Origin of the sequence: Acinetobacter sp. SH024 (assembly GCF_000163635.1) — a bacterium.
Classification (GTDB): Bacteria; Pseudomonadota; Gammaproteobacteria; order Pseudomonadales; family Moraxellaceae; genus Acinetobacter; species Acinetobacter pittii.
Window position 1 is genome coordinate 8,878 of the sequence record NZ_GG753609.1, and the last position, 11,234, is coordinate 20,111.

Here is an 11,234-nt window from a genome sequence, read left to right on the forward strand (position 1 = left end):
AAAATTTTCGATCAGTGATGCTGCTATAGCGTATAAAAAAACCTCGCTCGACTATACTTAAATATATAAAAAGCGGAGATTTCGAACTTGACTACAATAAATTGATTGAATACAGTCAGTTAGTTAGAAAATTTGGTGAACTTACTTACCCTATACAGGACGAAAGAGAGCAACAAATCAAAAAACTAAAAGATGAAGTTATGCATTTAAAAAAACAACTTAACTTTTTTAAATATACTTCAATCTCAAACAAAAATAGACTATTAATTTCTCATAAACATTCCATTTAACATAATAGAGCTTATACGAAATGCTTTTTAAAATCTCCTTGTTTTTCATATAGTTAAAAATTTTTCATCCCCCTAAAAAACCACAAAAAACCGACTGGGAAACAAGTCGGTTTCTTTTTAAGCAAAACTGTAACTTTTAGCCAATAAAATCGATCAAAAAACATTCGTTTTTCATTTTTTCCTGATTTCTCAATGGTCACACTTCACAAATAATCCCCAATTTCTGCGGACAACTCTTGGGATAAAATAGGCCAACTTTGTAAGCTAAAGCTTACAGAGATTTAAGGATTTTGCTGATTGGTAATCCAAGGTACTAGCCCTATTATGAATACATAAGGGAACTGGATGTCTCCAGACAACAAGAATAAGAAAATAGCGCAAGGAATGGGCAGCACGAGATCAGTAAGACGAGCACCCGATATGAAAAAGCCCGACAGGATGTCGGGCTTTTTTATTGCCATTTGCAAAGTTATTCAATCAGCTTTAATATATAGACTATAATCTATATTATGGTTGTAATATGTGGACAGTCATTACAACGGATCTGTTTAATGAATGGCTTGAACAGCAAGATGAAATAACACAAGAGAAAGTCTTAGCTGCGTTGGTTGTTCTGCAACTGCAAGGACCAAGTTTAGGTCGTCCCTTAGTAGATACCGTCTACGATTCTAAATTTACCAATATGAAGGAACTACGTGTTCAGCATCGAGGTAAACCATTAAGAGCATTTTTTGCATTCGATCCATTACGACAAGCAATTGTACTGTGTATTGGTGATAAGAGCGGTAAAAAGCGTTTTTATACAGAGATGCTAGCAATTGCAGATAAGCAATATGAACTTCATCTCTCAACATTAGGAGAATAATCTGATGGCTAAGACCCTACAAGAATTATTGGCTAATCGCTCTCCTGAGAGCCAAGCCCGTATTCAAAAAATGGCTGATGAATTGCTATTAGAAAATCAGCTTTACCTTATTCGTGAAGAACTCGAAATCTCTCAAAAAGAACTGGCTGAAACTTTGGGAATAAAACAGCCATCGCTTTCAGCAATAGAAAATCGTGGCAATGATCTTAAGATTTCAACCATGAAAAAGTATGTTGAAGCTATGGGAGGAAAGCTCCGTATTGATGTGGAACTTCCAACTGGGAAACATATAGGATTCAATGTATAGATATAGAAAAGTGAGTTTAAGCTCACTTTTTTCATTTGGTCTGATCAGTATGATATAAGTTATAAATCATTCAAAAGATAAAGGCTTATATATGACTGATAAAAAACAGAACGATCATCTAAATCTTGATGGAATCAACTCATCTTATAATGATGGTGATGGGCTAAGAATAAATAATCCTGAGGATTTCAGAAGTATTACCATATCTAATGGCTATTTCTCAAACAATAAAGGGAATGGAATTACTATTGGCTCACCGCAACAATCACCATTAGAAATCATTCTTACTCAATTAGCCCCAAAACTTCCAGATACTATTCAGCCTTATGAATTGGCATCAGTTATTCAAAACCTTCTGGAATCAACTAATCAAGAAGAAATATCTCAAAAATTAATGACTTCAGGCCTTAAAGAAAAATTTAAAGATCCTAATCTTTGGATATCTTTCAGTAGTTTATTGTTTTCATTAATTTTCCAATTTTCATCTAAATAGATTTATAGAGTTCAATTACTTAATTTGGAAACCCTAAAAAACTGAGTAAACATGAGTCAAAAAATATTACAGCGTTATGAACAACTACTAACCGATTCTGCTTCCATCAAAGCTATGACAAAAAAAGCTTACTCAGAATATAGCGGTAGCTATGATACTTTGGGTGATGAGGGGGATGCTCTTTATCTTGAATGGAAAGTTAAAGTTAAAAATCTATTATTACTATCATGTGGTGAACATTCTATTCATTACCGTGATTTTTTAGATGCTGAAGAAACACAGAGCTTTGATACTAATACTAGAATAATCAGTAGGTTAATTCCAATTTTAAAAGCATCGTATGATGATTTTAAAAATGGTTTTTTAACTTCTTTCAAGCAAATTGTTCAAGCTGAAGTTTTTGATAGTGAATTAGAACAAGCACGATCGCTGTTAAGTAGTGGTTATAAAAATTCAGCTGCTGTAATTGCTGGTGTAGTTCTAGAAACCGCAATTAAAGAACTATGTTTGAATAATGGAATAGAATTAGAGAAGAAAAAATTAACACGATTGAATGAAGACTTGGCAAAAGCGGGAGTTTATAACCCTCTACAGCAAAAACTAATTACAGCTATGGCTGATATTCGAAATAATGCGGCCCATGGAGATTATGATCAGTTTACAAAAGAAGATGTTCACAGGATGATCGAAGATATCGAAAGATTTCTACTAGCTTACTCTTCGTAAGACTGTCAGATTTACATAGAAAAAATTTAATTATTTAACATAAAATCTCTTATGCGAAGCAAAAATGGGAGTCTATAGCTCCCATTTTCATCAATGATTCTTAAGATCTTCTAGCATTGCTTCACGCAGAATTTTATTCATGCGTGTCTGATAGCCTTTGCCTTGAGCCTTTAACCATGCAAGTACATCTGCATCTAGACGAACAGATGTTTGTTGCTTCACTGGACGATAAAATTGCCCATGGCGAACAGCATGACTCCAGTCGGTAATCTCAGGAATGTCAGATAGATCTAATTGTTCATCTGGTACAGTTCCTTTTGCAAGCAAGCGTTTAATTTCAGCATCTTGCTTGTCACTGAATTTTTCATTCAGTTCTTTGCGTGTATATCTAACCATGCTCATATTGATTGCGTTCCGCTTTAGTGACTTGCCTTGCACTAATGATTCGTATGATCTCACAGTCATCATCGTCAATGATTGTATGAGCCACCAATAACATCAGTACACCTTTAACCATACCGATCGTTTGCCAACGTTCTTCACCATTGGTATGTCGATCCTGGATTGAGATCCGTAAAGGATCTTCAAAAACGAGGCTTGCCGTTTCAAAAGATACATCATGTTTTTTCTGATTCTTTTGGTTTTTAGCCTCATCCCATTCGAAATACAGTTCCATAAAAAACATTCAAATTTGTATATACAATAATGTATCACAAATTTGTATCACTCAAGCTAATTGGAGTAATTTTTAGTCAAAATTATTGGCAAGAAGTATCAAACTTGCTCAAAAAAAATCCGCTTTGTTTCCAAAGCGGATTTTTGCGGTGGTTACGGGTGATGTAAAATAGTTAAGCATATGATTTTATTTAACTTATAAAAGACGATTTCGGATAACGCCCATTATGTTAAATGGGCATAAATCAATTCTAAAATTATCTATGATAATTCTTAGCTTTTACTTCAGTACTGCGTTTAGGGTGGATAGAAAAGGGGCTAGCTGCTATGATTGCCCCCGAAATCCTCCAAAATAGATATCTTTCTTAATATGACACTTACGCCACCATAAGTTTATTTACCTCTTAAATCAGTAAATAACTCATCACTGTCTAGTGATGTGGTGTAGTAGCTTGTGTGTCGTATATATCACATCACTAGCCTTTCTTAAAATTTAAAAAAATAGGCTATTTCATGTTATCCACTATTCGAGAACAATGGTTCTCTAATATTCGCGGGGATGTCCTTGCGGGTATTGTTGTCGCTTTGGCTCTAATTCCTGAAGCAATTGCCTTCTCTATTATTGCAGGTGTCGATCCTAAAGTCGGGTTATACGCTTCATTCTGTATTGCCGTGGTGATTGCTTTCGTAGGTGGTCGCCCTGGTATGATTTCTGGGGCAACCGGTGCCATGGCGTTATTAATGGTAACACTGGTTAAAGAGCATGGTCTGCAATACTTATTAGCAGCCACAATTTTGACAGGATTTATTCAAATCTTAGCCGGCTATCTAAAATTAGGTGCCTTGATGCGGTTTGTATCCAAGTCAGTTGTGATTGGCTTTGTGAATGCCCTGGCTATTCTAATTTTTATGGCTCAATTACCTGAACTCACTAATGTGACATGGCATGTCTATGCGATGACAATTGGTGGTTTAGCCATTATTTATCTATTCCCTTATATTCCAGTGATAGGGAAGCTTTTACCCTCTCCTCTCATCTGTATTGTCTTACTTACGCTCTTTGCCTTATTCATTGGTTTAGATGTAAGAACCGTCGGAGATATGGGGCAATTACCGGATACGCTTCCAATTTTCTTGCTTCCTGATATTCCTTTAAATCTTGAAACCTTAACGATTATTTTGCCTTATTCACTGGGATTAGCAGCCGTAGGTTTGCTTGAATCTATGATGACAGCAACGATTGTCGATGATTTAACAGATACCAATAGTGATAAAAACCGTGAGTGTAAAGGACAAGGCGTTGCCAATATTGCTTCAGGTTTCTTAGGCGGAATGGCAGGCTGTGCCATGATTGGTCAATCGATTATTAATGTGAAATCTGGTGGGGGTACCCGTTTATCTACATTTAGTGCAGGGGTCTTTCTGTTAATTATGGTGGTGTTTATCAGTGACTGGCTTAAAGCCATTCCAATGGCTGCACTGGTTGCTGTCATGATCATGGTAGCAATTGGAACATTTAACTGGGATTCACTACGCAATATCCGCCAATATCCCTTATCTAGCAATATTGTGATGATCGTTACAGTCATCGTGGTCGTTGCGACACATAATTTGGCTTATGGCGTATTAGTTGGTGTACTTCTTTCTGCATTATTTTTTGCCAACAAAATTGAACGCTACATGGCAATTCAGTCCGAATTTAATGAACCTGAAAATACCCGTACTTATACGGTAACAGGTCAAGTGTTCTTCAGCTCAGCAGATAAATTTACTTCTGCATTTGATTTCAAAGAAGCACTTTCAAAAGTTGTAATTGATGTTAGTCAGGCTCACTTTTGGGATGTTTCTGCGGTCGCTGCCGTAGATAAAGTGGTCATTAAGTTTAGACGTGAAGGAACAGAAGTCGAACTTATTGGAATGAATGAAGCCAGCAAAACCTTAGTCGATAAATTTGGCATCCATGATAAACCAGATGCATTAGATCGCTTAAATAGCCACTAAGAGGGATGAAAAATGTCAAAAATTATTGCATGTATTGATGGATCATTAGCAACAAATACCGTTTGTGATTATGCAGCTTGGTTTAGCGATAAACTTAGTTCACCGCTTAAGTTATTACATGTTATTGATAAGCCAAAAGCGAAAGCACCACAAGATTTAAGCGGTGCAATCGGCTTGGGAAGTCGAGAAACCTTGCTCAAAGAATTGGTTGAAATTGAAGAGCGTAAGGGGAAGATTGAACTAGAGCATGGCCAAATTCTTCTTCGGGAAGCAAAGAATTATCTATTGGAGAAGTTCTCTATTGATGCTCAAAGTTTTCAACGCCACGGCAGTCTTTTAGAGACAATCATGGGAATGGAAGAGGATATTCGTGTTCTTGTTATGGGTAAACATGGGGCTGAAACCGAGCATGATTCCAGTAAAGTTGGAACCCATATTGAAAATGTTGTTCGTGCACTTCATAAACCCGTATTAATAACATCTTCACCCTTTAGTCCACCTAAGTCTTTTTTAATTGCTTTTGATGGAAGTCCTACTGCACGTATTTGTGTAGACAAAATTGCAAATAGCCCTTTATTAAAAACCCTGACAGCTCATGTGGTATATGTTGGTAAGCCAAATAGTGATATGACATTACAAGTCACTTGGGCAAAAGAGCTACTTGCAAATAATGGTTTTGATGTAATTGATAGCATGCTTGACGGTGATGTTGAGAAATCTATATTGGATTATCAAGAAAAAAACGTTATTGATATGATTGTAATTGGTGCATATGGTCATTCAAAGATACGCCAGTTTTTTATTGGTAGTACGACGACCAAATTGTTATCAAGCTCTACAAAACCAGTATTATTATTAAGATAATTTTTAAAAGATAAAAGGATAGTTTTTAACTATCCCTTTTTTAGATTTTCTAAAATTAACATAATACACCTTATGCGAAAAACCTAGATTTTACATTTATGGGCAAAAATCTAGGTTTTCCTTATTGACCTGAATCAAAAACACAATCTATCCATCATTGCAGCCTAAAAAACACAAATTTTCCATGTTGTGGCTAAAAATCACTCACAATATGGATAAGTTTTTTCAAGATTCCATGTTCAAAAAACACAAATTTTCCACTTATAAAAATCAATCTAAGCTAAAGCCAGGATCTTTTTTCTGAGTAAGCACATGGCGTCTAGATATTTCTAAATCATATTCCTTGCCATAAAGTTCAGCATTGTTCTGATTTCTAATTTTTTTAATTGTGTTTTTTTGAGCTTCAACATCAAGCTGAATAATTGGATCAGCGCTATAAAGTTTCCAACGAGGGATTTGTGGTACATCCTGTAATTTGGTCCCGAATTTTTGATTGAAATCGTCATTAGATAGGCAACTGACCTGATTTTTCACTTCAATTTCTACACCATAAACCATTACTTTTTTAGTTGGTGCATATTTTTCTAAAAACAAATTCATTAATTCTTGAGTTTTTTCACGGAATACTTTGATTTGATTTCGCCCAAAACCTAATGCATCAGCTGTTAACTTTTGCGCACCACCTTGAGTTGGATTTTTTGGCCGGTACTGTTTAAAAAACTGCTCTGGTGGTCGTTCAATATCATCTGAAATTGTTCTTTCTGAATACATCAAATGTAAATGTGGTTGATCCTCTCCAGTAATTTCACTGGGATGATTATGAATGACTGCGGTATAAGGAAATTGATATTGTCCGGCAAACTGATCTATTAACTTCTGAACCAATTCTGCTCGTTGTTCTAGTATTAACTCTTTTGGTAAAGCAATGGTTAAAGTAGAGCTTGTTCTTCCCCGGGAAATTTCAAATTGATCAGCACTTTTCCAAAAAAGTTTTGGTTTATTTTCTGCCCATTTGGGCATATTTCCATACCGCATAAACTCTAATTTTTCATTGTCTTTTTGATTTTCAAAATGTGCCGTCCGAGTTAAATAATGGAATGCATTCAGAGAACTCTGCTCTTTTTTAATATTATGCTTTAGATTTAAATAAAACATCAGTTCACCTCAAACAAATTACGTGTAACGAAACAGCAAATTTTCTTGTAACAAGGGGCTAATTCTTGTTGCAGAGAGCAGTCTCTTCTTGTTGCAAACATCGATATTTCATCAAAAAAGTTTGTTGCACTCGTCTAAAATTCGCTGTTTTCCTTGTTGCACCCCTTTCCCATTTCTTGTAACGGCAGACATTGCTTACTTTTTCACCATTAAGAAAAATACCGTTAAAACCCGAAGAAAAACTCATAATTTAATAATTAAATCAGTGGTTTATGTAGCCTCCGCAGGAGCGAGTAGAAGTGTCTTTTTTTAACAATGATTGCTAAAGCAATCATTGTTAAAAAAAGACACGGAAACGAGATAAACAATATTTTATGTATAACATAAAATATTGTTTCAACACCATCAGAATTCCGCTAACATCAATTTAGATACCCAAAATCAGGAAATCCGCTTTGGCCGGTAGAAAAACATTTGCCTTAACACAACAAGAAATCATCGATTTGGATAAACATATTCGAGCGCTGCCGTTTAAAAGACGAATGCAAGATGCTTTTTTAGCAATGATTTCTGAACGAGAATCAATGAAACAACTGAATGAAGAAGATTTAAAACTTATTCAACGATGTCGTTATGAGCGCAATACTTATAATAAACGTATAGTTCAATTACAACTGATCCAAAAAACCGAGCCACAGAAATTAAAAAAATTAGAATTGAATATTCTAGAATTAAGTAAAAAAACAGATATTGATGCTTACTTTGCAATGCATGATGCATTAAATGAAGTTTTAAAAATTAAAAGAAATCAGACTTCTGAAAAGAATATTACAGCGAAGGTCGAACGAGTTTTAAACCCTGAGAAATATAACCAGGCCCCCCTTAGTAAATCTTTAAGAAAACAGCAAGACCACATTAAATATTTTATCGGATCACTATATTTAAACTTATTGGAACAAAGCGGTTTAGAGCGATCAAATTCAAACGAAGATTTAGATCGAATGCTCGATTTATTTAAGCAGGCACAATCCGGAGCAGAAAAGAACAATGCATTTAGCCTGGATCAAAATAGAAAAACAGATATTTTATCGGCTAAATCGCTATATGAAATGGAGAAATTGATTAAGCAAGCCAAAGAAGATCCAAGGAATCCTTTCAATAAAGCTTAGATTGACTCAAATAATAGGGTTTAAATACACTGTTGAAGCCGTATATGCCTTTTTTAGCCTAAACCTATATTCCCCATCAATAAAAAAATTAGAGTGCTCTAAACGCAAATTAGAGTATTTTGGAGATCATTTGATTTTACCGATAAGAACAAAGCGAGTGTCTACGAGCGATCCTTGGAAAATTTTGCCTAGACTCCCTGAAAAACCGCTTTTTAGGCTGTGAAACCTAAATAAGCATGGAAAAGTTGTAGAAATTTGAGTCTAGATCGAGCGTAGCGAGTAAAAAAGTTTTATGAGCGTAGCGAATTCCGAGTTGCTTTTGCTTTTTTAAAGTCACGTAAGTGCTCACCAAAAAATTGCCCCGACGAACTGAGCGAAAGCGAAGTTCAATAGAGTTTGAGCGAAGCGAAAACCAAGGGCAATTTTTCTTTACCTGGGCTTTTAATTATTTTTAATCTTTTAAATGCTTTTAAGTAAGCTGTAACCCTTTATTCATAATAGTTTTAGAGTTAATAAAACTAGGTTTATCGACCCATAAAACTAGGTTTATCGACCCATAAAACTAGGTTTATCGACCCATAAAACTAGGTTTATCGACCTTAAAACTAGGTTTATCGACCCCAAATTAAGTCGATTTACAATTCAATTAAAATAGTCTATTGTACAACCTAGTTTAATTATAAATTTATTATTAGAAATGAGTGAATTAATCGTAAAGGATAATGCTTTAATTCAAGCTAGCTATACCCTAGATACAGTTGAACAAAGGCTGATCCTATTAGCCATTGCTGAAGCTCGGGAAACAGGGCACGGGATAACTGAAAATAGCCTTTTAGAAGTACATGCAAGTAGTTATATCAATACCTTTAATGTCGAGAAACACACTGCTTATACCGTGCTTCGGGATGCATCTAAAAGCTTGTTTGATCGCTATGTCACGTATCATGACATTAATCCTAAGACTGGTAAGGATCGTAGCTTTCACTGTCGTTGGGTCGATAAAATTGGATATGAACCTCAATCCGGGATCGTTTTCCTACGTTTCACGCAAGACATTGTTCCACTCATAACTCGACTGGAAGAAAACTTTACTAAATATGAATTGGAGCAGGTTTCGAGATTAACTAGCTCTTATGCTATTCGGTTATACGAGTTATTAATTCAATGGAGATCTGCTGGTAAAACGCCAATTTTTGATCTATCGATCTTTAGACAACAACTTGGTGTCGAAGCTCATCAATACAAAACAATGAGTAATTTTAAAACGTATGTTTTAGATTTTGCCCTCAAGCAAGTAAATGAGTTAACCGATATAACGGCTAAATATGAACAACATAAAAAAGGACGTTCAATTTCCGGTTTTTCTTTCAGTTTTAAGCAGAAAAAAACCAACTCTGACAAAGTAATTAAGGGAACGGATACATTAGCCCTTTTCACCAAAATGAGTGATAAACAACGTCATCTCTTTGCCAACAAACTTTCTGAATTACCTGAGATGGGGCAATATTCAGAAGGCACCGAAAGCTTCCAACAATTTGCTATACGCATTGCAGAAATGCTCCAAGATTATCAAAAATTCCAAGAATTATTCCCTTATCTTCAAAAAGTTGGCTTTGCACCTGCCTAAAATTTAAACTTGATCATTTGTTTATTAGACAGTCTAATAGACAACAACTTTTGACAGGTTTAGGCATAGATTTACAACATGAAAAGCCTTACAGTTCTCGAGCTTTCTAAGCTTTACAATATCAATAGACAAACGATTTACAACAACATAAAGAAAGGAATTTTAAGTAAAAATTCCCAGAATAAGATCGATCTAGCCGAGGCTATCCGTGTTTTCGGGGAACCTGTCAAAAAACAGGATGTAAAAGAACCTGTAAAAATAGACAGTCCAAATTCGGCAGAAGTTTTACTACTTAGACAGCAGATAGACATGCTGAAAAACCAGCTTGATGATGCCAAAGATCGGGAATCTTTCTATCAGAACCAAATTGAAACGATGCAACGCCTATTAGAAGCCCCAAAACCTAATATGACTACGTTTACCGATCAAGAATTAGTGCAACCCAGCATAGCCAAACCAGATCCCGAACCTGACACAGCAGAAGCTAAACATGACGGATTGACTACTCCAGAGCGGAGGGAAAATAAGTGGATTCCAGTGCCAGAGCACATTGAACCAGAGCCTGAGAAAAGAGGCTTTTGGAGCCGTTTTTTTAGACCCTATGATTAACCACGATTGTTTAATTAATATGAATAAAGTCGTGAAACTTTGATTAAATAATAAGCGTGGAACGTGAAAAATCATAAAAAAAAAGCCCACCTTGGGGAGGTTGGGCAAAAAAGAAACTACAGCGTTGATTTCTAAGGAAAATTATAACACATTTCGTATAAGGTGTATTATGTTAATAATATAAATTTTTAAAAGCATATTGATTTAATAATAGAAAAATTATCAGAGTAGGGCATGTGTAAAGTAAACGTTCGATTATTAACCAATAATGATTAAAGATTTATATCTTGTATGTGTTAATTTTATTAACATATATATACGAAATTAATAATGCCTTAAGTGAAATAGTATGCTAGGTAAAAATCATCATTTTTTAAAAAAATTTTCGATCAGTGATGCTGCTATAGCGTATAAAAAACCTCGCTCGACTATACTTAAATATATAAAAAGCGG

The 11,234-nt window shown here is 35.1% G+C and carries 12 protein-coding genes and 1 pseudogene; 10 read left to right on the forward strand and 3 right to left on the reverse strand.

The genetic code is table 11. From position 1 onward, the window contains the following. The 5 genes and pseudogenes from HMPREF0013_RS24910 to HMPREF0013_RS24045 all read left to right on the forward strand — a co-directional run. Positions 1-290 (forward strand): annotated as a pseudogene (locus HMPREF0013_RS24910) (hypothetical protein); the annotation flags it as partial. 520 nt (positions 291-810) lie between these two features. Continuing rightward, positions 811-1,155, forward strand: a complete 345-nt coding sequence (locus HMPREF0013_RS24030; RefSeq protein WP_005065055.1) for a type II toxin-antitoxin system RelE/ParE family toxin — start codon at positions 811-813, stop codon at positions 1,153-1,155. A gap of 4 nt (positions 1,156-1,159) precedes the next feature. Next, positions 1,160-1,462: a helix-turn-helix domain-containing protein gene (locus HMPREF0013_RS24035; protein ID WP_005065057.1), complete on the forward strand. Its 303-nt coding sequence runs from the start codon at positions 1,160-1,162 to the stop codon at positions 1,460-1,462. A gap of 91 nt (positions 1,463-1,553) precedes the next feature. After that, a complete protein-coding gene (locus HMPREF0013_RS24040) occupies positions 1,554-1,955 on the forward strand; it encodes a hypothetical protein (protein WP_005065059.1) in 402 nt (133 codons plus the stop codon). Between the two features lie 51 nt (positions 1,956-2,006). Further along, complete coding sequence (locus tag HMPREF0013_RS24045; RefSeq protein WP_005065062.1) at positions 2,007-2,681, forward strand: HEPN domain-containing protein; 675 nt, start codon at positions 2,007-2,009, stop codon at positions 2,679-2,681. 90 nt (positions 2,682-2,771) lie between these two features. Here the strand turns inward: HMPREF0013_RS24045 and HMPREF0013_RS24050 are convergent, their stop codons facing one another. After that, entirely contained in the window at positions 2,772-3,083 is a 312-nt protein-coding gene (locus HMPREF0013_RS24050; RefSeq protein WP_005065064.1) for a BrnA antitoxin family protein, read from the reverse strand. Further along, positions 3,070-3,357, reverse strand: coding sequence for a BrnT family toxin (locus HMPREF0013_RS24055; protein WP_002124950.1), 288 nt, complete (start codon positions 3,355-3,357; stop codon positions 3,070-3,072). Before HMPREF0013_RS24055 ends, HMPREF0013_RS24050 begins: the two co-directional genes overlap by 14 nt. A 512-nt stretch (positions 3,358-3,869) precedes the next feature. On the opposite strand from HMPREF0013_RS24055, the gene HMPREF0013_RS24060 reads away from it, so the two are divergent. Then, on the forward strand, positions 3,870-5,357 hold the full coding sequence (locus HMPREF0013_RS24060) for a SulP family inorganic anion transporter (protein ID WP_005065066.1): 1,488 nt from the start codon (positions 3,870-3,872) through the stop codon (positions 5,355-5,357). Between the two features lie 12 nt (positions 5,358-5,369). Further along, on the forward strand, positions 5,370-6,221 hold the full coding sequence (locus HMPREF0013_RS24065; RefSeq protein WP_005065068.1) for a universal stress protein: 852 nt from the start codon (positions 5,370-5,372) through the stop codon (positions 6,219-6,221). Between the two features lie 270 nt (positions 6,222-6,491). On the opposite strand, the gene HMPREF0013_RS24070 is transcribed toward HMPREF0013_RS24065, so the two are convergent. Next, positions 6,492-7,376, reverse strand: a complete 885-nt coding sequence (locus tag HMPREF0013_RS24070; protein ID WP_005065070.1) for a MobA/MobL family protein — start codon at positions 7,374-7,376, stop codon at positions 6,492-6,494. A 455-nt stretch (positions 7,377-7,831) separates the two neighbouring features. Between HMPREF0013_RS24070 and HMPREF0013_RS24075 the strand changes: the two genes are divergently transcribed. From HMPREF0013_RS24075 to HMPREF0013_RS24085, 3 genes are all read left to right on the forward strand, one after another. Continuing rightward, positions 7,832-8,545 (forward strand): hypothetical protein, encoded by a 714-nt coding sequence (locus HMPREF0013_RS24075; RefSeq protein ID WP_005065071.1) that lies wholly within the window; start codon positions 7,832-7,834, stop codon positions 8,543-8,545. A gap of 697 nt (positions 8,546-9,242) precedes the next feature. Beyond that, positions 9,243-10,172: a replication initiation protein RepM gene (gene repM / locus HMPREF0013_RS24080; protein ID WP_005065049.1), complete on the forward strand. Its 930-nt coding sequence runs from the start codon at positions 9,243-9,245 to the stop codon at positions 10,170-10,172. Between the two features lie 78 nt (positions 10,173-10,250). Beyond that, positions 10,251-10,781 (forward strand): plasmid replication DNA-binding protein, encoded by a 531-nt coding sequence (locus tag HMPREF0013_RS24085; protein ID WP_005065050.1) that lies wholly within the window; start codon positions 10,251-10,253, stop codon positions 10,779-10,781. The last annotated feature ends 453 nt before the right edge of the window (positions 10,782-11,234 follow it).

Excerpts from the sequence above, each read along its gene's own strand:
- HMPREF0013_RS24030 (WP_005065055.1), top strand. The coding sequence starts at position 811 with ATGTGGACAGTCATTACAACGGATCTGTTTAATGAATGGCTTGAACAG.
- HMPREF0013_RS24035 (WP_005065057.1), top strand. The coding sequence starts at position 1,160 with ATGGCTAAGACCCTACAAGAATTATTGGCTAATCGCTCTCCTGAGAGC.
- HMPREF0013_RS24040 (WP_005065059.1), top strand. The coding sequence starts at position 1,554 with ATGACTGATAAAAAACAGAACGATCATCTAAATCTTGATGGAATCAAC.
- HMPREF0013_RS24045 (WP_005065062.1), top strand. The coding sequence starts at position 2,007 with ATGAGTCAAAAAATATTACAGCGTTATGAACAACTACTAACCGATTCT.
- HMPREF0013_RS24050 (WP_005065064.1), bottom strand. The coding sequence starts at position 3,083 with ATGAGCATGGTTAGATATACACGCAAAGAACTGAATGAAAAATTCAGT.
- HMPREF0013_RS24055 (WP_002124950.1), bottom strand. The coding sequence starts at position 3,357 with ATGGAACTGTATTTCGAATGGGATGAGGCTAAAAACCAAAAGAATCAG.
- HMPREF0013_RS24060 (WP_005065066.1), top strand. The coding sequence starts at position 3,870 with ATGTTATCCACTATTCGAGAACAATGGTTCTCTAATATTCGCGGGGAT.
- HMPREF0013_RS24065 (WP_005065068.1), top strand. The coding sequence starts at position 5,370 with ATGTCAAAAATTATTGCATGTATTGATGGATCATTAGCAACAAATACC.
- HMPREF0013_RS24070 (WP_005065070.1), bottom strand. The coding sequence starts at position 7,376 with ATGTTTTATTTAAATCTAAAGCATAATATTAAAAAAGAGCAGAGTTCT.
- repM (WP_005065049.1), top strand. The coding sequence starts at position 9,243 with ATGAGTGAATTAATCGTAAAGGATAATGCTTTAATTCAAGCTAGCTAT.
- HMPREF0013_RS24085 (WP_005065050.1), top strand. The coding sequence starts at position 10,251 with ATGAAAAGCCTTACAGTTCTCGAGCTTTCTAAGCTTTACAATATCAAT.